This window comes from Providencia sp. PROV205, from assembly GCF_028479505.1.
Lineage (GTDB): Bacteria > Pseudomonadota > Gammaproteobacteria > Enterobacterales > Enterobacteriaceae > Providencia > Providencia huaxiensis.
Genome location: NZ_JAMPNU010000005.1, coordinates 50912 through 74978, shown reverse-complemented (window position 1 = coordinate 74978; position 24067 = coordinate 50912). Strand labels below are relative to the sequence as shown.

The 24067-nt window shown below is 39.5% G+C and carries 22 protein-coding genes; 15 read left to right on the top strand and 7 right to left on the bottom strand.

The window, feature by feature from the left end; genetic code table 11:
• Positions 1-8: 8 nt before the first annotated feature.
• From prc to PR800_RS05330, 5 genes are all read left to right on the top strand, one after another.
• Positions 9-2051: a carboxy terminal-processing peptidase gene (prc, locus tag PR800_RS05350; protein WP_272530351.1), complete on the top strand. Its 2043-nt coding sequence runs from the start codon at positions 9-11 to the stop codon at positions 2049-2051.
• Positions 2052-2335: 284 nt separating this feature from the next.
• Complete coding sequence (locus tag PR800_RS05345) at positions 2336-2839, top strand: cell envelope biogenesis protein TolA (RefSeq protein WP_206276134.1); 504 nt, start codon at positions 2336-2338, stop codon at positions 2837-2839.
• A gap of 419 nt (positions 2840-3258) precedes the next feature.
• Positions 3259-4140 carry a protease HtpX gene (gene htpX, locus PR800_RS05340; RefSeq protein WP_166264854.1) on the top strand — a complete coding sequence of 294 codons (882 nt, stop codon included), beginning with the start codon at positions 3259-3261 and terminating at the stop codon, positions 4138-4140.
• A gap of 346 nt (positions 4141-4486) precedes the next feature.
• Positions 4487-5869: an alanine/glycine:cation symporter family protein gene (locus PR800_RS05335; protein WP_102138675.1), complete on the top strand. Its 1383-nt coding sequence runs from the start codon at positions 4487-4489 to the stop codon at positions 5867-5869.
• A gap of 199 nt (positions 5870-6068) precedes the next feature.
• Positions 6069-6347 (top strand): hypothetical protein, encoded by a 279-nt coding sequence (locus PR800_RS05330; protein ID WP_102138674.1) that lies wholly within the window; start codon positions 6069-6071, stop codon positions 6345-6347.
• A 176-nt stretch (positions 6348-6523) separates the two neighbouring features.
• On the opposite strand, the gene PR800_RS05325 is transcribed toward PR800_RS05330, so the two are convergent.
• Positions 6524-6745 (bottom strand): DUF2594 family protein, encoded by a 222-nt coding sequence (locus PR800_RS05325; protein ID WP_102138673.1) that lies wholly within the window; start codon positions 6743-6745, stop codon positions 6524-6526.
• Between the two features lie 369 nt (positions 6746-7114).
• Here PR800_RS05325 and PR800_RS05320 point away from each other — a divergent pair, with 369 nt between their 5' ends.
• The 4 genes from PR800_RS05320 (at position 7115) to PR800_RS05305 (ending at position 11671) form a co-directional block, all read left to right on the top strand.
• Positions 7115-8314 carry a sugar transporter gene (locus PR800_RS05320; protein WP_166264860.1) on the top strand — a complete coding sequence of 400 codons (1200 nt, stop codon included), beginning with the start codon at positions 7115-7117 and terminating at the stop codon, positions 8312-8314.
• A 107-nt stretch (positions 8315-8421) separates the two neighbouring features.
• The gene (locus PR800_RS05315; protein WP_102138671.1) at positions 8422-8754 is read left to right on the top strand and encodes a DMT family transporter; all 333 of its coding nucleotides are present in this window, start codon (positions 8422-8424) and stop codon (positions 8752-8754) included.
• A gap of 45 nt (positions 8755-8799) precedes the next feature.
• Entirely contained in the window at positions 8800-9099 is a 300-nt protein-coding gene (locus PR800_RS05310) for a DUF333 domain-containing protein (protein WP_102138733.1), read from the top strand.
• A 289-nt stretch (positions 9100-9388) separates the two neighbouring features.
• Complete coding sequence (locus PR800_RS05305; RefSeq protein ID WP_102138670.1) at positions 9389-11671, top strand: FdhF/YdeP family oxidoreductase; 2283 nt, start codon at positions 9389-9391, stop codon at positions 11669-11671.
• Positions 11672-11728: 57 nt separating this feature from the next.
• Here the strand turns inward: PR800_RS05305 and dsbB are convergent, their stop codons facing one another.
• Both dsbB and nhaB read right to left on the bottom strand, forming a co-directional pair.
• Entirely contained in the window at positions 11729-12244 is a 516-nt protein-coding gene (dsbB, locus tag PR800_RS05300) for a disulfide bond formation protein DsbB (protein ID WP_102138669.1), read from the bottom strand.
• 151 nt (positions 12245-12395) lie between these two features.
• Positions 12396-13946 (bottom strand): sodium/proton antiporter NhaB, encoded by a 1551-nt coding sequence (gene nhaB / locus PR800_RS05295; RefSeq protein WP_166264869.1) that lies wholly within the window; start codon positions 13944-13946, stop codon positions 12396-12398.
• Between the two features lie 221 nt (positions 13947-14167).
• On the opposite strand from nhaB, the gene fadR reads away from it, so the two are divergent.
• The 4 genes from fadR to PR800_RS05275 all read left to right on the top strand — a co-directional run bounded on the left by fadR (position 14168) and on the right by PR800_RS05275 (position 18677).
• The gene (gene fadR, locus PR800_RS05290) at positions 14168-14884 is read left to right on the top strand and encodes a fatty acid metabolism transcriptional regulator FadR (protein ID WP_102138732.1); all 717 of its coding nucleotides are present in this window, start codon (positions 14168-14170) and stop codon (positions 14882-14884) included.
• A 460-nt stretch (positions 14885-15344) separates the two neighbouring features.
• The gene (locus PR800_RS05285; protein WP_102138667.1) at positions 15345-16646 is read left to right on the top strand and encodes a D-amino acid dehydrogenase; all 1302 of its coding nucleotides are present in this window, start codon (positions 15345-15347) and stop codon (positions 16644-16646) included.
• 61 nt (positions 16647-16707) lie between these two features.
• Positions 16708-17787 (top strand): alanine racemase, encoded by a 1080-nt coding sequence (gene alr, locus PR800_RS05280; RefSeq protein ID WP_272530350.1) that lies wholly within the window; start codon positions 16708-16710, stop codon positions 17785-17787.
• 137 nt (positions 17788-17924) lie between these two features.
• The gene (locus tag PR800_RS05275) at positions 17925-18677 is read left to right on the top strand and encodes a MipA/OmpV family protein (protein ID WP_102138665.1); all 753 of its coding nucleotides are present in this window, start codon (positions 17925-17927) and stop codon (positions 18675-18677) included.
• 115 nt (positions 18678-18792) lie between these two features.
• Here the strand turns inward: PR800_RS05275 and PR800_RS05270 are convergent, their stop codons facing one another.
• Together PR800_RS05270 and gapA are read right to left on the bottom strand one after the other, a co-directional pair.
• On the bottom strand, positions 18793-19674 hold the full coding sequence (locus PR800_RS05270; protein ID WP_102138664.1) for a D-hexose-6-phosphate mutarotase: 882 nt from the start codon (positions 19672-19674) through the stop codon (positions 18793-18795).
• 284 nt (positions 19675-19958) lie between these two features.
• Positions 19959-20954 (bottom strand): glyceraldehyde-3-phosphate dehydrogenase, encoded by a 996-nt coding sequence (gene gapA / locus PR800_RS05265; RefSeq protein WP_004911198.1) that lies wholly within the window; start codon positions 20952-20954, stop codon positions 19959-19961.
• 355 nt (positions 20955-21309) lie between these two features.
• Between gapA and msrB the strand changes: the two genes are divergently transcribed.
• Positions 21310-21723 carry a peptide-methionine (R)-S-oxide reductase MsrB gene (msrB, locus tag PR800_RS05260; protein ID WP_272530349.1) on the top strand — a complete coding sequence of 138 codons (414 nt, stop codon included), beginning with the start codon at positions 21310-21312 and terminating at the stop codon, positions 21721-21723.
• Between the two features lie 114 nt (positions 21724-21837).
• Entirely contained in the window at positions 21838-22143 is a 306-nt protein-coding gene (locus PR800_RS05255; RefSeq protein WP_272530348.1) for a YeaC family protein, read from the top strand.
• 109 nt (positions 22144-22252) lie between these two features.
• On the opposite strand, the gene pncA is transcribed toward PR800_RS05255, so the two are convergent.
• Together pncA and ansA are read right to left on the bottom strand one after the other, a co-directional pair.
• A complete protein-coding gene (pncA, locus tag PR800_RS05250; protein WP_102138661.1) occupies positions 22253-22879 on the bottom strand; it encodes a bifunctional nicotinamidase/pyrazinamidase in 627 nt (208 codons plus the stop codon).
• A 22-nt stretch (positions 22880-22901) separates the two neighbouring features.
• A complete protein-coding gene (ansA, locus tag PR800_RS05245; RefSeq protein WP_102138660.1) occupies positions 22902-23921 on the bottom strand; it encodes an asparaginase in 1020 nt (339 codons plus the stop codon).
• Positions 23922-24067 lie beyond the last annotated feature (146 nt).

The following is a 24067-nucleotide window of genomic DNA, read 5'->3' as shown; positions in this document are numbered from 1 at the left end:
ATCAGGTCATGAACAAACTTCTTAAAATTGCACTGGTGGTTAGTCTAGCGACTTTCGGCAGTGCAGTCGCTAATACTCAAGCAGTGGCTCCGGTCACTGCGGCTCAGTTACCTGTCTTAAAACAGAATGTACAACACGGTACAGTGAGTGAAAGAGTCACATCTCGGTTTACTCGCTCACATTATCGTCAATTTGATTTAGACAATGCGTTTTCTGGGAAGATATTTGACCGTTATCTTAATATGTTAGATTTCGGTCATAATGTTTTACTTCAATCCGATATTGACCAATACGCCAAAGATAAAGGCAAAGTCGGTCAGTGGCTTGAGGATGGCAAATTAGATCCGTTTTATGACCTGTATAACCTGTCTCAGGAAAGACGTTTCGAGCGTTTTAAATATGCACTAGCTCGTTTAGAGCAACCCATCGATTTAAATGCGACTGATTCAATTGAAGTTGACCGCTCTAAATCACCATGGCCCAAAGACAAGCAAGAGCTTGATCATCTTTGGGACCAAAAAGTGCGTTATGACTGGTTGAATTTAAAACTATCAGGGAAAGATGACAAAGAAATCAAAGAGAAACTGACAAAGCGTTATAACTTTGCGTTGAGGCGTTTAACGCAAGCGCAAAGTGAAGATGTGTTTCAATTGATCGTTAACTCTTTCGCTCGTGAAATCGATCCGCACACAAGTTATTTATCGCCTCGTAATACAGAACAATTCAATTCAGAAATGAGTTTATCATTAGAAGGAATTGGTGCGGTATTACAGCAAGATGACGAAAATACAGTTATCAACTCGTTAGTTGCTGGAGGCCCTGCGGCTAAAAGTAAAGAGCTAAAAGTTGGTGATAAAATTATCGGTGTAGGCCAAACGGGTAAACCGATTGTTGATGTGGTTGGCTGGCGTCTTGATGATGTGGTTGCTTTAATCAAAGGCCCGAAAGGAAGCAAAGTTCGGTTAGAAGTCGTTTCTGATACTAAAGGGGCGAAGCCACATATTGTCACCATAGTTCGGGAGCAGATCCGGCTAGAAGACCGAGCAGTCAAGCTGACAATCAAACAGCAAGGTAAAGATAAAGTTGCTGTTTTAGATATTCCTGGTTTTTATGTCGGCTTAACAAATGATGTTAAAACCCAATTACAAAACTTGGCAAAAGATAATGTTTCCGCATTGGTTATCGATTTACGCGGTAATGGTGGTGGCGCATTAACCGAAGCGGTTTCTTTATCTGGCTTGTTCATTCCGAAAGGGCCAATTGTGCAAGTTCGTGATAATAACGGCCAAGTTCGCCAAGATATCGATGATGATGACGTTGTTTACTATAAAGGTCCTCTTGTTGTTTTAGTCGACCGTTTTAGTGCATCCGCATCAGAGATCTTTGCTGCGGCAATGCAAGATTACGGTAGGGCGATGATTGTCGGTGAACCGACTTTTGGTAAGGGAACCGTTCAGCAACACCGTGGTTTAAGTCGTGTTTACGATCAAATGCTAAAACCAGAATGGCCTTCATTAGGTTCCGTTCAGTATACTATTCAGAAATTTTACCGAGTTAATGGTGGAAGTACACAGCGTGAAGGGGTGACTCCTGATGTGGTCATGCCTACAGGCCAGGATCCAGCTGAAACAGGTGAAAGTTTTGAGGACAACGCATTGCCATGGGATAGCATTCCACCGGCAAAATATACGCCTGTTGGTGATGTTTCTTCTGATTTATCGCCAATAAAAACGCAGCATTTGGCGCGTATTAGCAAAGATCCTGAGTTCAACTATATTGATGAAGATATTGCGCGCTATAAAGTTAACAAAGAGAGTAAGAATCGTATTTCACTCAACTATGCTGAGCGACAAAAAGAAGATTCAGAAATTGAAGCGACAAAATTGAAACGTATAAATGAACGTAATACTCGAGAAGGTAAACCATTATTGAAATCAATTGATGATTTACCTAAAGATTACGAAGGGCCAGATCCATACCTCGATGAAACGGTTAAAATGGCGGTCGATTTAGCGAATCAACATACTAAGTTATTATCAAATAATAAATAATTTCCTCTTATTATTTGTCAAATTAAGCCAGCGCCTAAGCTGGCTTAATTTTTTAAGTTTTCCTGTACCATCTTAATAGCTATCGCAAAATATAAGCTAAACATTAATGTATTGTTAATATGATATTTTTAGTAAATAGTCCCCAAATTAATGCAGTTTTATGCTTTGTTTACTTTATTTTTTAAAATGACTAACTGAAATTAATAATTAACTATAGGTTTCTTTACCTTTACTTAATTTATCCTAAACTTTTGGTATAGTTTCCTTATCAATGAGGCATTACCATGCGTAAATTATTTATAGGATTAATGGCTGTTAGTGTGATGATGGTTGCATCTATTAATACAGCGAATGCAAGAAATTACCCTTGTTCTGGAAGTAAAGGAGGAATTGACCGTTGTGACGGGGAGAAGTTTATCTGTAATGACGGGTCAACAAGCCGTTCAGAGCAAGTGTGTACGATAGAATTAAAAAACGATATTAACAGTAAAGCGAAAGCGGCTGGAGCGGTGATTGGCACAGGCGTTGTCAAGCAATCAAGTAAATCATCGGTTTCTGACTCAATAAAAAACAGTAGTGACAAAGCCAGTAAAACCGTTTCTGATAAAGCAGACAAGGCAAGTGATAAAGCATCTGGCACAGCTAAGACAGTAAAAGAGAAGGCCAGCAAAGCTGCGGATAAAGAAGTTAAAGACGTAAAAGATAAAGTTAGTAAAGGGACAGACAAAGAATCGGCAAAAGCCGTAAAAGAGAAAGCAACAAAATCGACTAAAGAGAAAACTAATTAGTTCGAAAATAAAACTGCAAATTACAATAAAACATAATAGTGCCACTTAATGTGGCATTATTTTTTAATAAAATAAAAGTAAAATTGAATATTCATTCATTTGACAAGCAAAGTGGATGATAAGATAGATAAATACACTAAATTGTTTTTGGTGATTGACAAACTAGCTTTATCGTTTCAATGAAAAATAACTTTAAATTTAGATGGTTATAAAATGAACCTAAAAAAACAAATGGTTAAAAATTTCACCATCAAAAGTTATCATTTAATTAGCAGATACCAATGAGTTTTGCATGTAGCTATGTAAAGTTATGTTATTTTTTAGGGTTTTCGCGTTAATGCACTTGAAAAAGTGTGAAAAAACCTTATTTATAAAGTAAATTCTACGTATATTTGTTTTTACCAAGGAATACATAAAAAATGATGAGAATTGCTTTATTCTTACTCACAAACTTAGCAGTTATGTTTGTGTTTGGGATAATCCTAAGTTTAACTGGGATCAGAGGGAGTAGTGTCCAAGGTCTTATGATCATGGCTGGTCTGTTTGGTTTTGGTGGTGCTTTCATATCACTATTAATGTCCAAATGGATGGCTCTGAAATCAGTGGGCGGTGAGGTTATCGAAACGCCACGTAACCAAATGGAACAGTGGTTAGTATCAACCGTTGAGCGCCAAGCACAACAAGTTGGTATTAAGATGCCACAAGTGGCTATTTATCATGCACCAGATATCAATGCGTTTGCTACGGGCGCGCGACGTGATGCTTCGCTTGTCGCGGTGAGTACCGGGTTATTAGAAAATATGAGCCGTGATGAAGCTGAAGCTGTAATTGCTCATGAAATTAGCCATATCGCAAATGGCGACATGGTAACGATGACCTTATTGCAAGGTGTGGTGAACACGTTCGTTATCTTTATTTCACGTATTATTGCACAGGTTGCGGCAGGTTTTATGTCCAACAGTGATAACGAAAGTGAAAGTAGCAATGGTAACCCAATGGTCTATTTTGCGGTTTCCATGGTGCTTGAAATCGTCTTTGGTATTTTGGCGAGCATCATTACTATGTGGTTCTCTCGTTACCGTGAGTTCCACGCGGATGCTGGCTCGGCAAAATTAGTGGGGCGTGAAAAGATGATAGCGGCATTGCAACGGTTAAAAACGAGCTATGAACCACAAGAAGAAGGTCGTTTGATGGCATTTTGTATCAATGGTCGTGGTAAAGCATTCAGTGAATTATTTTTATCGCACCCACCATTAGACAAACGTATCGAAGCATTACGTTCAGGTGAATATTTAAAGTAGCCTAAATAATCGTCTAAAGTTAGCTTTAAGTAGACAATGATTTTAGTATCTGCCCAGTAATTGTTTAATTACTGGGCTTTTTTATTGAAACAGTATGTGACACATATCCCCTCAAAAATATCAACCCATATTCAATTAACTCAATTTTAATGACGACTCGCAATTAATTGTATTTATAACTGCAATTGATAAATCACAAGTGAGCTTACTCACAATCTTTTATTTTAAATGATGAATTTTAGAAATTTTGTTCGCTTTTATTCTACTTTTAATCTTTATTAGATTGATAAGGAAATGTTATGAATTTTATTGATATGTTAATTGATATGAATTAATTGGGGGTAGGATGGATTTGATAACGACGTGGTTAAGTGAACTAAATGGTGTGGTGTGGGGAGTACCAATGCTTGTTGGGATCTTAGGCGTTGGCATTTATATGCAAATTCGGCTTGCATTCCTACCGATAAGAAAAATTGGAACAGGCTTTAAGCTATTGTTTCAAAAGAATGAGTCACGAGGTGAGGGGCAAATATCACCTTTTAACGCATTAATGACAGCGTTATCGGCCACTATTGGCACGGGGAATATAGCTGGGGTCGCAACTGCGGTCGTCATGGGAGGGCCTGGCGCGTTATTTTGGATGTGGATGACGGCTTTGGTCGGAATGGCAACTAAGTACTCCGAAGCCGTGTTAGCAGTTCGTTTTCGTGAAGTGGATAAATATGGCCAGTATATTGGTGGCCCAATGTACTACATTAAAAATGGGTTAGGCCCTAAATGGATTTGGTTAGGAACGCTGTTTGCCTTTTTCGGTGCATGTGCTAGCTTTGGTATCGGAAATACGGTACAAGCTAACTCTGTTGCAGATGTACTAGAAAGTAACTTTGGTGTGCATAAATGGTTGACGGCGGGGGTATTAGTTTTATTAGTCGGTGCGGTATTGATTGGTGGATTACGACGTATCTCTGATGTTGCAGGAAAACTTGTCCCATTTATGACTGTGGCTTATTTTGGCGCAGGTGTCATTGTGCTTGGTATCTATTTTAAGGAGATCCCAGGTGCGCTCTCTTTGGTCGTGACCTCAGCTTTTAACCCTGTCGCTGCTCAAGGTGGGTTTGCAGGTGCGGCGGTATGGGCTGCAATACGTTTTGGGGTTGCACGAGGCGTGTTTTCCAATGAAGCGGGTTTGGGAAGTGCACCTATCGCCCACGCTGCTGCAAAAACACAAAATCCTATTCGCCAAGGGCTTATTGCGATGTTAGGGACATTCATTGACACTATCATTGTGTGTTCTGTTACAGGATTAACCATCATTATTACTGGTGGCTGGCTGACCAGTGAAACCGGAGCGACACTAACCGCATCATCATTCCAAACAGCCATTCCAGGTGGAAATTACATTGTTGCTATTGCATTAGCCATATTTGCATTCACCACCATTTTGGGTTGGAGTTTCTATGGCGAAAAATGTGTGCAATATTTATTCGGGTTGCGAGCAATAAAACCGTACCGAGTTTTATGGTTAATAGCTTTACCAATTGGTGCAACGCAATCACTTGATTTTGTTTGGTTATTAGCGGATACACTAAATGCTATGATGGCGATCCCTAATTTAATTGCTCTGTTACTTTTAAGCCCTGTTGTTTATCGGTTAACACGAGACCATATAAAAGATGTGAACGCAGATAGCATTGATATGGCAAAACAGTTGTACGACAATAAATCATAATCGATTGATAATAAGCTTCATTTTAATGATGAAGCTTATTATTTCTTCAATATCCCCCTCTTATTCATAAAGCTTATCGATGGGTAATATATAAATCATCTATTTTTATCGGTAAAATTACGGAATGGCGTTAAATGCGCTATGCTTAGAAAAGAAGTTGTAAACCATGCGTATTTTATAAATTAAACAAGGGGATAGAATGGATATTCTGGAGAAAACGTTATTGTTTGGTAATGAATTTTTGACAACGACAAACCCCGCTAGGTTAGTTCCATTTAAATTTGAGATCTATCATTCTGAGCAAGGTTTTTACCATCGAGTCTATAAGCAAGTTGGCATGTCAGGGGCTAACTTAGGGCAAACATTTCAAGTGTGGGCTTTTGAAGAGCAGAAAAGCTGGGATAAACAAACCGCTGATACGACAGTTGATGAATATATTCAGCATTGCCAAGATATTTATAAGCGGAATAATGCATAAGTTGTAGAAAAAAAAGCCCCCTTCATAGGGTTCTGAAGGGGGAGCTAAATGAATAAAGAATGGTTTAATTCATGAATAAAGATAGATGATTTTCATGATTAAAACTTAGTTATTTGTGCAGTTTAAACCACTCAATAGTATATATATCCTTAAAATAGCATTTATCGCTAAATAATCTATTGGCGATACCCTGTTTTTATTTGTTCTAACGTGTTTTTATAGGTTTCTGCCTGTTTTTCGTCTTCCATTTGTGCAATTTCACGTTGCATCTTGATTAAAATTTTACCTGCATCAGCTTGGCCGATAGCTTTCAACATATGCGTCAATAAATTTTTTAGACAAGTAACTTCATCCGCTAAAGTATTAACGTTAGGTTCAGTAGGAAAATGGTTTTTCATTAAAAAGGTCCTTTAAGCATAAAAAATAATAGCAAGATTGTAGCATAGAAAGTAATACTATGTGTTTTCAGATAACTGAATGTTATAAATATTCAGATTAATGCGTTAAATTTGAACGAACGATTAAATAGGATGTAGGAGGCGCTAATAATTACTAGGCCCGCGGTTTTTCTTGCCAGTAGGTAGGAAGGAGTCTTTATGAACAATAAAAAATTGTGATACAATTCACAAAAAGAGTTATTGGCAACAGAGGTTGCTCAGTAACGACTCAATCCTGTACTAAATACCAATGTCTTTTTGCAGCAATTTTTACATCCAATTAAGCTGTTGGTATCTGTTATTTGTGGGAAAGTGAAGGCTAAAAGAAATATGACGCAAGTTTCTAGAAAAACAGCTTGGATCCGTGTAATAGCATTAGCGGTTGCTGCATTTGTTTTTAATACAACAGAGTTTGTACCTGTTGCATTACTCAGTGATATTGCAAAAAGCTTTGATATGACGGTCGCACATACTGGTTTGATGATAACAATCTATGCGTGGGTTGTGGCTTTGATGTCGCTACCTTTAATGTTATTAACCAGTAAAATAGAGCGCCGTAAATTATTAGGCTTCTTATTTGTTATCTTTATTCTTAGCCATATTATTTCTGGTTTTGCATGGAGTTTTGATATTTTAATTGCAGGACGTATTGGTGTGGCTTTATCTCATGCTGTATTTTGGTCAATTACGGCATCGTTGGCTATTCGGGTTGCCCCCGCAGGTAAAAAAGCTCAAGCACTTGGATTATTAGCGACGGGGACTGCATTAGCGACAGTATTAGGTCTTCCCCTTGGCAGAGTGGTTGGGCAATTCTTAGGTTGGCGAGCGACATTCTTAGGTATCGGTGTTATTGCATTGTTTACTATGGTTGTCTTGATCCGTTTTTTACCTCGGTTACCAAGTGAACATTCCGGTTCGTTAAAAAGTGTGCCTATGCTATTTCAACGGCCGGCACTCGTTGGAATGTTTGCATTAACGGTGTTAGCAGTAACCGCACATTTTACGGCTTACAGTTATATTGAGCCTTTTGTTCGAGAAGTTGCATTACAAAGCCAAAATTTTGCAACTTTACTCCTGCTGATTTTTGGTGGAGCTGGTATTGTTGGCAGCGTCATATTCAGTCGCTACAGCAGCAAGTTTTCATTATCATTCTTACCCGCAGCAATCGCATTTATGACGATTTGTTTATTATTGCTGATGCCATTAGGCAGAGATGTTTGGTCTTTGGTGATGTTATCGGTGTTCTGGGGAATGGCAATGATGTGCATTGGTTTAGGGATGCAAGTTAAGGTGATTGATTTATCTCCAGATGCCACCGATTTGGCAATGTCAATTTTCTCTGGAATTTTCAACATCGGTATTGGTGCAGGGGCGCTGCTAGGTAATCAAGTTATTGTCCATATGGGGATGACTCAGATTGGTTACATTGGTGGTGTGATTGGTCTTATAGCTTTCGCATTATGTGTCTATTTATTCAGGCGCTATAGTGACACCCTTAGCGATAGAATAGGCGCTGCTGCAAATCACTAACTCGCATTTCATTATGACGTAAAGATGAAAGCTCTGTGTTATTTTAATGATAAACAGAGCTTTTTTGTTGTTACCTGAGTAACTCATTCTAATAATAAGGAAAGACAATGAAGGGTCTAGGTTTTTTATTGATGTCTATTATTGCTGAAGTCATTGCAACGACAACATTAAAAGCATCTGATGGTTTTAGTCGTTTTTGGCCGTCTTTGATTGTTATTATCGGTTATGCAGTCTCTTTTTGGGGGCTTTCACAGGTGGTGAAAACCATGCCATTAGGTATTGCTTATGCAATTTGGTCAGGTTTGGGAATTGTGTTGGTTTCCATCGCTGCAATTTATATTTACAACCAAAAACTCGATTTACCTGCAATTATTGGTATGCTATTAATTATTATTGGTGTCTTAGTCATTAATTTATTTTCAAAAAGTGGTGGGCACTAAACCGTTGGTGCAGGATATTCAGGCAGCATGATTGGGGAAACAAAAATGAGGCATCGGGTTAGTCAATTTTTAAAACCAGTAATAGCAATGTCACTTGCTGGGGTGATATCTGTCATGCTATCTGCGTGTGGTAGCTCAAACGTAGATAAGTCTGTGGAACATTCCGCGAGTCAGTATGCCCAGCAAGTGGTCAATTTAGGGCCTGGTGCGCAAGAAGCTTGTGTGTCAGCGGGGGGCTTACCTGCATTGACATTAGAATTAAATGGTTCACAAACTGCCGTATGTCAATTTGCGAATGGTAAACGTTGTGCTGTTGACATTATACAATCGGGCTCTTGCATATAACTCTTCTTTTTATGAAGTTAATTAACCTCCTATTAATTATTAATAAGAGGTTAATTAACGCTATATTCCCATTCTAATCTATTCTATTTAATATTCCTATATTTCATTTTATTAATTATGTTTTTTATTAATCATATATAGGTCATCTAATTATGAGCATCTATTTAGGTGTTTATTTTAATTATTGATATTTAACGACGAAATTACTAATATTAAATAATAAAGAATATTTTAGATAATTATAAAAGCACATATAAAGACGTTTACATTTATTAAAGAGTAATGCCTAATGAAAAAGAAAATTGAAGAGTATGATGGCCCCGCTGCAGGTTGGGGGGCTGTAAAAGCAGTTGCAGAAGCGCTACGCGGCCAAATGAAAGTCGGGCACGATATCATTGCGATGTTTGAAATGAATAAGGTGGACGGTTTTGACTGCCCTGGCTGCGCGTGGCCTGATCCTGTACACACAGCGTCATTTGATATTTGTGAGAATGGGGCAAAAGCAATTGCTTGGGAAGCGACATCTAAAAAAACAACTCCGGAATTTTTTTCTAAATACACCGTTACAGAATTACTTGAGTGGGATGACTTCCATTTAGAGGATGAAGGTCGTTTAACTCACCCGATGAAATATAATTCACAAACCGATAAATATGAACCTATCGAATGGGAAGAGGCCTTTCAGCAAATAGGTACGCGTTTACAAAGTTATTCAGACCCAAATACTGTTGAATTTTATACCTCCGGTCGGACTTCAAATGAAGCCGCATTCTTATATCAATTGCTGGCTCGTGAATATGGAACAAATAATTTCCCTGATTGTTCAAATATGTGCCATGAGCCAACGAGTGTTGGTCTTGCTGATTCCATTGGTGTCGGTAAAGCGACAGTATTGTTAGACGATTTTGATAAAGCGGACTTAGTTATTTGTATAGGCCATAACCCAGGGACTAACCATCCAAGGATGTTGAGTTCATTGCGCGAAGTTTCTAAACGCGGCGCAAAAATCATTGCAATAAATCCTTTGAGAGAACGCGGTCTTGAGCGTTTTGCCTACCCGCAAGACGTGGTAGAAATGCTAACGCTAGAGTCTACACCTTTAGCAGGGCACTATTATAAGGTTCGTATCGGTGGAGACACAGCTTTACTTAAAGGTGTCATGAAGTTGTTGATTGAAAAGCACCAAGCCGCTGTGGACGCAGGAAAAGAACCTATTCTCGATACTGAGTTCATATCAACTCATACACAGGGTTATGAAGCTTTAAAAAATGACTTAGAGACAACAAGCTGGAAAGATATCTTGAGGGTTTCTGGTTTACCTCGTGAGTCTATTGAAGAGATTGCCGACCTTTATATTGAGGCAAAAAGCACCATTATTTGTTATGGCATGGGGATCACTCAGCACGAACATGGTACGCAAAATGTGCAGCAACTCGTTAATTTACTGCTACTAAAAGGTAATATTGGCCGCGAAGGTGCGGGTATTTGCCCATTGCGCGGCCATTCGAATGTTCAGGGTGACAGAACGGTTGGCATTACAGAGAAACCGTCAAAAAGCTTTTTAGACAAAATTGAACAACGATTTGGTTTTAAACCACCAAGTGAATTTGGCCATGCAGCAGTGGCTAGTATGCAAGCAATTTCTGAAGGAAAAGCCAATGCGTTAATTTGTATGGGTGGAAACTTAGCAGTTGCAATGCCAGATAGAGACGCTTGTTTTTCAGGTATGAAAAAGCTTGATTTAGCCGTCCATACAGCAACGAAACTAAATCGTTCTCATTTATTAACCGCTAAGCAGACATTCATATTACCTGTATTAGGGCGTAGTGAGATAGACAGACAAAGCAGTGGTGTGCAATGCGTTACGGTAGAAGACTCCATGTCGATGGTTCACGCATCAAAAGGTTTACTTAAACCTTGTAGCCCTTATCTTAAATCCGAGTGTGCGATTGTTGCAGGGATAGCGAAAGCGGCAATACCGCAGAGTAAAGTTGAATGGGATGATTTTATCGGTAATTACGACTTGATCCGCGATGCGATGGAAGCGGTACTGCCTGGTTTTGATGATTATAACGCACGTATTAAAATACCTGGAGGGTTCCATCTGACTAACGCTGCTTCTGAGCGTCGTTGGTTAACGCAATCAGGTAAAGCTAACTTTGTACCGACAGAGGGCGTTATTGAAGACCCGAATTCAGCGGTAAATAGCGAATTGATTTTGGCGACATTGCGTAGCCATGATCAGTACAATACAACAATTTATGGGTTAAATGACCGATACCGTGGTGTGTTTGGGCAGCGAGATGTTGTTTTCATCAGTGGTGCAGAAGCCCAAAAACAGAAGTTAGAGGCGGGGGATAAAGTTAATCTCATTGCATTAGATCGTGAGCAGAAACCGACAAAACGCCGTTTAGATAACCTCACTGTCGTGATTTATGATATGGCAGACCGCAGCGTTGCTACTTATTTTCCTGAAGCTAATAATCTAATTTCGTTAGATAATTTCGACCCGCAATGTGGTATTCCTGCGTATAAAAATATTCCCGTGAAATTAGAACGAGTTATTCAATAAACAGATTTAAGTTTTAGAAACCCCAAATGTTGAACGTAACATTTGGGGTCTTAAAGATTATTTTTTGGCTGGGAAGAACTGGCTGATGATAACAATGATGGCAACTAAGAGATAAGCCGCGAAGATGCCAATTAACCATTGTGGCATATCCAGCCCTAAGAATGCCCACTGCCTAACAGCACAGTCACCTGTCGCTTCAAACACTGCAGGTACCCATTCTTGTAATGGTAACCAATCAGGGAAATTAACGAAAAAATCACAAGAGGCAAATGGGGAAGGATAAAGCTGTAGCATGGTATGTTCCCATGCAAGATCTAAACCGCGCCAAGCAGAGTAAACCCAAATAAGCATGGCAACCCAGCGTATCACCATGTTTCGCGGTGCCACTGCGCCAATTATGCCAGCAACCATAATCCCAAGTAATGCAACGCGTTCATAGATACACATAACGCATGGTTGTAGCTTCATAACATGCTGAAAATATAAAGCAGCACACTCAAGTATAAAGGCAATAAAGGCCATAAGTAGCCAAGCGCCTCTTCCTTGTGAGCAGTAGTTAAAAAATCTGAACATACTTAGTATCCTAATTGAGTGATGCGCCCATTTTGCCTCTATCAGACCGATAAAAAAAGTAATTAAAGTGAAATAATGCAATTTTAGATAGGGCTTTACCTAATATTACAATTAGCCGTATTGGTGTACGGCTAATTGTTTTAAAGTATAGTTACTGAGCGAATGTTATCAACCCAATACTTTCCATCCAATGCGTGATTGGTACTAGCCAGAACTCTACCCCTAATAGCCCAACAATTGTCATTACGATGGTATATGGCAGCGCCATCCAAACCATACGGCCATAAGATAAGCGGATCAGCGGTGATAACGCGGATGTTAATAAAAACAAGAAGGCAGCTTGGCCATTAGGTGTTGCAACTGAAGGCAAGTTAGTCCCTGTATTAATTGCCACGGCTAAAAACTGGTATTGTTCCGTTGACACCAAACCGTCATTTGCCGCTTTTAAAGCCTCAGTAATATAAACTGTCCCTACGAAAACGTTATCTGATACAGCAGAAAGCAGGCCATTAAAGAGATAAAATAAGGAGAGTTGCGATGATTCAGAGGATTGCAATACAAACTGAATAAATGGGGTGAATAATTGCTGGTCAATAATAACAGCAACAATACTAAAGAAGACAGTTAATAAAGCGGTAAAAGGTAACGCTTCCTCGAAGGCTTTACCCAATGCATGCTCTTCTGTGATGCCACAAAATGCGGTAGCAAGTACGATAACGGATAGACCAATCAGACCAACTTCAGCTAAATGGAAAGCAAGGGCGACTATCAACCAAATACCAATTAATCCTTGAACAACTAACTGTGCAAGATCTCTTTTGGTACGTTTAGCCGTCTGTTTTTTATCGTGCTCAGTTAAAATTTGGCGTACAGAGTCTGGAAGCTCAGCACCGTAGCCAAATAGTTTAAATTTTTCAACGACAAAACAGACGACTAAGCCACAAACAAAAACGGGTATGGTTACAGGAGCCATACGGATATAGAAGGTAATGAAGTCCCAATTGACATGTTTTGCAATGATAAGGTTCTGTGGTTCACCCACCATGGTCATGACACCACCAAGTGCCGTACCAATACCTGCATGCATCATCAAGCTTCGTAAAAAAGCCCTAAACTGCTCGAGGGTTTGTTTTTGCTCTGCATTGTTAATGAAACCATCGTTTTGTAGGTCAGTGTTGCTGGACTGGTTAGAGGCATACTGGTGATAGATAGAATAAAAACCAATTGAAACGCTAATGACCACAGCAATAACGGTTAATGCATCTAAAAATGCAGATAAAAATGCACTCGCTATACAAAAAGCAAGGGAAAGAATTCGTTTAGAACGCACATTTATCAACAGCTTGGTAAAAACAAACAAAAGCAATTGCTTCATGAAATAGATACCCGCTACCATAAAAATCAGTAACAAGATAACTTCAAGGTTATTGCTAATTTCATGTGAAATTTGAGCCGGGGTCGTCATGCCAATGAGAACGGCCTCTATGGCTAAAAGACCGCCGGGCTGCAATGGGTAACATTTAAGTGCCATTGCTAATGTGAATATAAATTCAGCAACTAATAACCAGCCTGCAACGAAGGGGCTGATAAAGAAAAAGACAATAGGGTTAATTATTAGGAATATAATAATTGCTAATTTGTACCAATCAGGCGAATTTCCCAGAAAATTTTTCAAAAAAGCTGTTTTTAAACTAAAATCCATTATGGTTCGTTATCCTCTTTTATGCGGATGTCGTGTACTGTGTTATACATACTACTCTTATCTCTTACAGATTTTAAGCATATTTGCTAATTGAGAGCGTATGAATTATATGGAAATTATATGATTTGCTTCACCCTTTATTTTTAGTCTAACTATATCAGGTGATGACAATCTGGTATGATTTGCTCAATATCCGTCTAAATGTTTGGAATAATAAAAATATGGTTATTAAAGCTCAAAGTCCGGCCGGTTTCGCGGAAGAGTATATTATTGAGAGCATATGGAACAACCGCTTTCCACCAGGTTCAATTTTACCCGCTGAGCGTGAGCTTTCGGAATTAATTGGTGTGACCAGAACAACCTTACGAGAAGTGTTACAGCGTTTGGCTCGTGACGGTTGGTTAACCATTCAGCATGGTAAACCAACGAAAGTGAATAACTATTGGGAAACGTCAGGTCTAAATATTTTGGAGACACTGGCTAGGCTTGATCACGATAGAGTGCCGCAACTCATTGATAATTTATTGGCAGTACGTACCAATATTGCGGCAATCTTTATTCGCACAGCCTTTCGAAATAACCCAGAGAAATCAATAGAAGTGTTAGCTGGGCGGGAAAAAGTGGAAGATAATTCAGATGCATTCAGTGATTTGGATTATAACATTTTCCGTGGGCTTGCATTTGCATCTGGTAACCCAATTTATGGTCTGATTATTAACGGGTTAAGAGGGCTGTATACCCGTGTTGGCCGCTATTATTTTTCGAACCCTGAAGCGAGGCGCTTAGCGTTGAACTTCTACCAACAATTAAGCCATCTTTGTCGTGAGCAAGCCTATGACCGTATTATGGATTGTGTGCGTACTTATGGAAAAGAAAGCGGAATGATTTGGCATAGTATGCAAAGTAATATGCCTTCAGATTTAGCACAAAGCCGCTAGTTAACTGACATTAATCCCATAAGGCCAGCATGTTGTGTTGTATCAGTATGCTGGTTTTTTTATCATTAATCATTGACAGATTTTAGCCAAATAGCCATTGTTCACTTGAATGAAGTGAAAAACCAATCTTTGTTTGTTTATTGGTATTTAATACCATCAAACGTCCTCTTCTTAGTTTAATAAAATAAATTGATTTTATTGGGCGCCTCACGTGAATCGATAGAAAATTCTAAATTAAAAAATAACTAAGAATTCATTTTTTTTATCCTATTGAATTTAAGTTAATTTATTTTTTGTTTGAATTTTAAGCTGGAATTTAATATCGACATGTAAAGAAAATGTGACCAAATTTAAATTTTTTAACTGTATTGTTAAAAGTGTTAATTCACCACATTGGCAAATATTTCCTAGAATATTATCCTAAAAGAAATGGTGCAGACTTTTATTTTGTGGGGAAGCGATGAAAATTCTAGTGTTAGGCGCAGGCGTTATCGGTGTGACAACCGCGTGGTATTTAGCACAAGAAGGGCACGAAGTGCTGGTGGTGGATAGGCAACATGATGTGGCAGAAGAAACAAGTGCCGCCAATGCAGGGCAAGTATCCCCTGGATATGCGACCCCATGGGGTGCACCTGGGATCCCTCTTAAAGCGGTGAAATGGATGTTTGAAAAACACGCCCCCTTGGCGATACGTCCAGATGGCACGTTATTTCAGCTGCGCTGGATGTGGCAGATGTTAAAGAATTGCGACATTCAACATTATGCAATGAATAAAAGCCGTATGGTGCGCATTGCAGAATACAGCCGTGATTGTATTCGTCAATTAAGAGCGGATACAGGTATTGAATATGAAGCCCGCCAAGGTGGTACTTTACAGATTTTCCGTACTGCTGAGCAGTTTGATAATGCAGCCAATGACATTGCGGTCTTACAGCAAGAAGGTGTTCCATACGAATTACTGACATCAAATGAACTAGTTAAAGCCGAACCTGCGTTAGAATTTGTTAAGCATAAGCTTACCGGCGGGTTGCGGTTACCGAATGATGAAACGGGGGATTGCCAGCAATTTACTAAAAAATTAGCCAAAATGGCACAAAACTCAGGCGTTAAATTCAAATTTGGTGGCCATGTTGAGCAAATCTTAACTGAAGGTAATAAGGTGAGTGGCGTCAAAATTGATGGTGAAATTTTGCAAGCGGACCGCTATGTTGTTGCAATGGGCTCTTACTCTACTTCAATACTACAAAGTTTGGTTCAAATCCCAGTCTATCCACTCAAAGGCTATTCATTAACCATGCCGATTATTGATGAGCAGCGTTCGCCAACCTCCACCATTTTGGATGAGACATACAAAATTGCAGTAACGCGGTTTGATGAGCGTATTCGCGTCGGTGGAATGGCTGAAGTTGTTGGGTTTAATTTGAATATACTGAAAAAACGCTGCGAAACATTGAAAATGGTGGTACAAGATTTGTATCAAGGCGGTGGTGACATCGAACAAGCACAATTTTGGACAGGGTTGCGTCCAATGACACCGGATGGTACTCCGATAGTTGGGCCGACTGCATACAGTAATTTATATTTAAATACAGGGCATGGGACATTGGGTTGGACAATGGCTTGTGGTGCAGGGAAACTACTGGCAGATATAATTTCAGGGAATACACCAGAGATAGCGTCTGATGATTTATCGGTATTTAGATATCTTGATGGTTTTAATACCAAGTTGGTTACGCATGGTGATTTAACGCCGGCACGCTAAGTATTTGATGTTTTGGCATCATTGTAATTTTAGAATTAATTAAATGTATTAAGGAATTTAAATGCCGCGCCCAATAAGTGCTGTTATTCATCTACAAAATTTACAACACAATTTGTCTATCGTACGGCAACATGTTGGAAAATCGAAAATTTGGTCAGTTATGAAAGCAGACGGCTATGGTCACGGTATCAAACAGATTTGGTCAGCGCTGAAAGAAACTGATGGTTTTGGGGTGTTGGATTTTGACGAAGCAATTTTGTTACGAAAAGAAGGGTGGAAGGGGCCAATTCTATTGCTAGAAGGCTTTTTTCAGCCTCAAGACTTGCAATTGATTGATCAATATAATTTAACGACAAGCGTGCATAGTGAGTGGCAATTATTTGCCATTGAGAATGCTCAATTATCATCACCGATTTCAGTCTATATCAAACTAAATAGCGGAATGAATCGCTTAGGTTTTTCACCGAGCGAATACGAAAGTGTAGTACAACGGTTATTTAAAATGCCGAATATACGCCATTTAACGTTAATGAGTCATTTTGCGAATTCAGATACCAAAACAGGTGTTGTAGAACCGTTCCAACAAATTCAACAATTCGAACACTTATCGTTAGAAACCTGTATTGCAAATTCAGGAGCGACATTGTGGCATAAACAAACCCAATATGATTGGGTTCGTACTGGCATTTTGTTGTATGGCGCTTCCCCAAGTGGAAAATCTGCAGATATATTTGGGTTGGGTTTGAAAGCAGCGATGACATTGCAATCAGAAGTGATTGCTATCCATGAAATCCCAGCAGGGCAATCAATTGGTTATGGTAGCCGGTTTACATCAACTAAACCTATGCGTATTGCAACAGTCGCTTGTGGTTATGCAGATGGATACCCTCGGCATGCTGCAAATGGAACGCCGGTATGGTGCAAAGGAAAGCGCTGTGCACTACTGGGGGCTGTTTCGATGGATATGCTGACTATTGATCTTAGTGATTGTGACGATGTTAAACTTGGTGAGCGAGTGGAGTTATGGGGGCAAAATTTACCGGTTGATGAGGTTGCACAAGCAGCGGGGACAATTGGTTATGAGCTACTTTGTGCGCTTGCGAAAAGAGTTCCTATTTCTTATGAAAATAAAGTAGAATAAATATTAACCAATCATACTGAAAATAGTAAAAATTTAGCTTTACGTGTGATTTTGGTTAAGAATGTTTGGATTGCAACTATATTGATATAACATATAGAATGTGATCTATTTCTCATTATTTTTAGGTTAAATATAATATGTCAAAAGCAATTAAATTAACGACACTTGCGATGGCTCTGAGTGTGTTATCTGGGGCCGCATTTGCAGGAACTTGGTCTGTTGGTGGTTCGGTATTAGCGCAGTCAACACCTTATAAAGGAATTAAGAGCCGTGATTATGTCACGCCAGTGCCTATTGTTAATTATGACAGTGAGAATTTCTATTTTCATACATTAGCTGCGGGTTATTATTTATGGAATGATACACAAGACCAGTTATCATTGGATGCTTATTATTACCCACAATTTTTTAAACCTAAAGACAATGATGATAAAGCGATGCGCGAGTTAGACCGCCGCCGTGATACGGTGATGACGGGGCTGACTTATCGTCATAAAGCTGATTGGGGTACACTGAGAACGAATATTTCTGGTGATATTTTAGGTATCAGTAATGGTATTCGTGGTGAGTTTGCCTACCTGTATGGCTTTGAAGGTGACAAATGGTCAATCACTCCAGGTCTGGGTATTAAATGGGATAGTAAGAACCAAAACCGTTATGAATATGGCGTGTCTTCAAAAGAATCACGTAATAGCGGTTTAAAACGCTATAACCCAGGTTCAAGTTGGACACCATACGTTGAGGTGACAGGGAATTACCGCTTTGATGAAAATTGGACGGTATTCGCAATGGGCCGTGTTGACCGCCTGCCAAGTGAAGTGAAAGATAGCCCAATGGTAAATAAAGATGTTTCTGCCATTATGTGGACGGGCGTCACTTACACATTCTAAGTTCGTTATAGAATATTAAATTATTTAGCCCCTGATATCATGATGATTATCAGGGGCTAATTTTATCTATCTAGAAATTTGATGTGCCTAGATCTTATATGCTTAGAATGGATAATTAATCTTGCGGCTTATTATCACGGCTGACCATCACTAATGAAAGGCGAGCAGGGTGCTGCGCATCACTTTTCATTGGGACGTTGATCCTTGCTGTTTCTACACAAACCATCTGTTTGTACCCATTATTTGGCATATCGCCCATACTGCATGATAATTCTGCCCAAGGGTTCCAACAGACAACATCACTATTATGGTAATGGTGAATTTCTATTGTACGAGCCCATCCGTCATCACGTAAGAGGCTGTATTCCTCTGGTTCTGAATAAATACGGTCGGTATGTTTATTAAATTTCAGTGGTTCATTTACATAAGCTTCTTTATCTGCGACTTTATCGAAATAGTGGCCACCTAATCCATAAACAGTGGCTTTTTGAATATCGCTGATATTGAAATAACTGTGTAATGCAGCAGTCGTTTCGAAGTCCCCATAACTTTCTAGTTCAAGCTCACATGTTTCACCTAGTTTCATTCGTAGGATCAGGGTGAACTCATGGGGCCATAATTTACGGGTATATTCTGTATCTGTTAATGTGAAGGTTAAAATAACACCATCTTCATGTTCATTATGTGCAGTGAATTGCCAAGGTAGAATTCGTGCAAAACCATGACTAGGACTAGCTACAGGACCAAACCAAGGCCAACAAATAGGAATACCACCGCGGATAGCAACGCCTTCTTTAAAAGCACTCTCTGAACTTAGCCACAAGCAAGGTTTTTGCCCCGCAGGTTGCCAATCAATAAGTTGGGCGCCTTGTAAACTGACGGCCCCACGCACCTTAGGATGCGAGATAACAATGAGTGGAAGCTCACCAAGTTGGCGTTGAGTGATGTAAGCGGAGACTTGTTTGATGACCGGTAATGCAAAAAGTTTATCGTGCATGGTATTAGGCCTGTGTTAATGAAACAGAGTGAATACTCGTCATACATTAAACTGCAGCATTGTTGACGGTGTTCATTCACTTGAATTATTTAGAGTATCTGTCCGGCATACTTAAAGCCGCAGTGAATAGTATTCATTCTAAAATAAGTTGTGTTTATAGCGTATCCAATGAGAGATCAACCATAAGCGATATAGCAGAAAATATGAAGTGTTAATTTGTTATTGGATACGGTACAAAAGAGCCGCCAATTGGCGGCTCAGTTAGACAGATTACGCGACAGCTCTTATTTAGAGATGTGAGCGATCAGGTCTAATACTTTGTTAGAGTAACCTGTTTCGTTGTCATACCAAGAAACTAATTTAACAAAGTTGTCGTTCAGTGCGATACCTGCTTTAGCATCAAATACTGAAGTCAGTTTTTCACCGTTGAAGTCAGTTGATACAACGTCATCTTCAGTGTAACCCAGAACGCCTTTCAGCTCGCCTGCTGCTGCTTCTTTGATAGCATCACAGATTTGAGTATAAGTTGCTGGTTTTTCTAAACGAACAGTTAAGTCAACAACAGAAACGTTAGGCGTAGGTACACGGAAAGACATACCAGTCAGTTTGCCATTCAGTTCAGGGATAACTTTACCTACAGCTTTAGCAGCACCGGTTGATGAAGGGATGATGTTTTGAGCAGCACCACGACCACCACGCCAGTCTTTATGAGAAGGACCATCAACTGTTTTTTGAGTTGCAGTTGTTGCGTGAACAGTTGTCATTAAGCCTTCAACGATACCGAATTTGTCGTTGATAACTTTAGCCAGTGGAGCTAAGCAGTTAGTTGTACAAGATGCGTTAGAAACGATTTCTTGACCTGCGTAAGCTTTGTGGTTAACGCCCATAACGAACATAGGAGTATCATCTTTAGAAGGGCCAGTTAGAACAACTTTCTTAGCGCCTGCTTGGATGTGTTTACGTGCAGTTTCATCAGTTAAGAAGATACCTGTTGCTTCAGCAACGACGTCAACACCGACTTCGTTCCATTTCAGGTTTGCAGGATCTTTTTCTGCTGTTACACGGATTTTTTTGCCGTTTACAACTAGGTGACCATCTTTAACTTCAACAGTACCGTTGAAACGACCATGAGTTGAGTCGTATTTCAGCATGTACGCCATATATTCTGCATCGAGCAGGTCGTTGATAGCAACGATTTCGATGTCAGAACGCTCTTGTGCAGCACGGAAAACGATACGGCCAATACGACCAAAACCATTAATACCTACTTTGATAGTCATAGTATTTCCACCAGCTATTTATTCGTGAATTAAGTTGTAGTTAAAGTTACCAAAACCTTGCCAGCCGTCAAGCGGAATCGTGTCAATTATTGAAAAAAATCAATTCTGATACCACCAATTGCTTATTTGTCAGCCACTTCAGCGGCAAATACAGCCGCATGTATTATCGGGATTGTACGGCATAATGAAACCATCTATCAGTGATATATGTGATACGGTTCACAAATCAAAACGGAAAGTAAGATGCATCTTAGTTTAGAATAGTTTTACAGAAAATGTTGTTAATTTTTTGTTGATTGAAATTGATGTATGATAACCATTAAACCGTTTAGTCATTTAAATATTTAGGGATGACATGTCAAATAAAGATAACCAACCTATTGATATCTCAAAGTTAAATGAGATGCAGCGTTATGTTACACAACAAGCCGGTACAGAGCCACCCTTTAGTGGTCAATTATTGCATAACCGTAAAGACGGTGTGTACGAATGCTTATGTTGTGGTACACCTTTATTTATGTCTGAGACCAAATTTGATGCAGGTTGTGGTTGGCCAAGCTTTTATCAACCGGTTAATGAAGAGGCCATCAAATACATTGAGGATTTCTCTCATGGAATGCATCGTATTGAGGTTCGTTGTCAACACTGTAATGCGCACTTAGGGCATGTATTTCCAGACGGTCCTCAGCCTTCCGGTCAGCGTTACTGCATTAATTCAGCATCATTAAGCTTTATTGATGATGATAGCGGTGAAAAGACACGTGGATAAAGAGCTGAAGGTTGCTGAAGCTATTCTATGATAATAACAAAAACGATTCAGCTTTTAGCTGAAATCGAGAAAAATAAAATAATGTGCTAATTGTGTATTTGAAGGAGCCTTACCGTGAGCGTTGAAGTTAATCCAGAGCAGCTTGAACAATTGTTGACAGTGATGACCCCCGAAATTTATGAGCGCCTAGTGACAGCAGTTGAGCTCGGTAAATGGCCTGATGGGGTGATGTTAACACCGGAACAGAAAGAACATAGCTTACAAATGGTGCTATTGTGGCAGTCACGGAATAACCATGACCCGGAACATATGACGGTAGGGACTAACGGTGAAATTACGATGAAGAGTAAACAAGAGCTGAAAATGTTGTTTCAAGGTGAAATGTTAGCGACCTTAAAACCACAAAACAATGATGAATAACAGCTGCTTTACAAAAAGTTTGGTTATTCAATATGATGCTAAAGGGTGACAGGGTCACTAAAACAAGTTTTCTCAACTGATATGAGAAAACTTGTCAGCAAAGTATGAGCTAATGAAGGTCAGCTAAAGTGATTAACCTTGCGCCTTGCTTTTGCATTTCAGCTAAGGCTTCTTGGCTATCATTGGCCGCTAGGTTAACACCTCTACACCCATCGGCGAGAACATCCACGGAATAGCCTAGTTTTAACGCATCTAATACAGTAAATTTGACACAATAATCTGTCGCAATTCCCATAATAATTAAATGTGAGATATGCTGTTCTTGTAACCATGCGTGCAAACGAGTTTGGCTAATTTTATCGTTATCGAAAAAGGCACTATAACTATCAACTTGAGGGTTTTCCCCTTTGGTGAAAGTTTCACGAATAAGCGATTGGTTTAAATTCGAGTGTAACTGAGCGCCGTGTTCACCTTGTACGCAATGAATTGGCCACCAAACTTGTGTAATGCCGTTTAATTCACCGACTTCACCAATTTGAGTGTTTGAGTTAGCTGCGAAGCTAAGGTGTGTCGCGGGATGCCAATCTTGACTTGCAATGATATCTATCCGTTTTTGTTGGCAAATAGCCATTGCTTTATTCGCAACATCAATAACATGTTCGCTTTCATTTACTGCCAATGTCCCGCCAGTGCAAAAATCGTTTTGTAAATCGACTAACAGTAAAGCTGTTTTCATTATGTCCTCAGTATTTTATCTGTTATTCATCAGCATAGCTCAACTCACCGCGTAAATTATTCTGCATTAATTCACGGATCAACGCAGGGGTATAATTTTGGCTAAGTAAGTAGTGCAACTTACTTAAGGCGGCTTCAAAAGTCATGTCATATCCACTGATCACACCAGCTTCAGCAAGGGCGTGTCCCGTGGCATAGCCTTCCATATTAACACGACCAGAAATGCATTGTGTCAGGTTCACCACAATAATTCCTCGGCTCGTTGCTTCGCGAAGTATACGGAGTAATTCAGGTTGCTGAGGGGCATTACCGACACCGTAAGAGCGTAAGATTAGTGCCTTAACAGGTTGCTGAAGAATATTGCGAACAATCTCAATTGAGAGTCCAGGGTAAAGTGTAACCACACCGATAGGTTGAGGTGTAATTTGGTGGCTTTTAAATTCACCGATACCAATAGGAGCAGGACATGTATTAAATGTGCGAATATTGATGCCAGCTTCCATTAGTGGTGAGCAGTTAGGCGAGCTAAAAGCATCAAAGCCATCAGCATGGGCTTTAACGGTGCGGTTACCGCGATATAATTTATTATTGAAAAATAGACCGACTTCATTAACGGGGTAGTTTGCCGCTAAATATAATGCATTTAATAGATTCGTCTGCCCATCAGAACGCAATGCTTCTAAAGGTATTTGTGACCCTGTCACTATTACCGGTTTTTTCAAGTTTTCAAACATGAAAGATAACGCAGAAGCAGTAAAAGCCATGGTATCAGTGCCATGTAAGATGACAAACCCATCATAAAGTGGGTAGTTTTCACAAATGTCATCAGCGATAAGCTGCCAATCTTCAGGGGTAATATCAGATGAATCAATCAACGGCTGATGCTCTCGGATCGTAAACTCAGGCATTTCAGGACGGTGAAACTCAGGCATTTGAGCTAATTGAGCTTGTAAGTGACCGGAAACAGGCACATACCCCTGTGGTGAATGGCGCATGCCGATTGTTCCGCCCGTGTAGACAACATAAATTGATTTCTTCTGCATCTGATTACCTAATTTATCCAACTTATCGAAGGAGAGTGATTATCAGGATTTTGACGTATTTGTTAGCGTATTACTATCGTTAACTTACGAATAATTAGATTGATATGAGGTTATTGATGGGGTTGTGAGAGAAATCCCCTTCACCG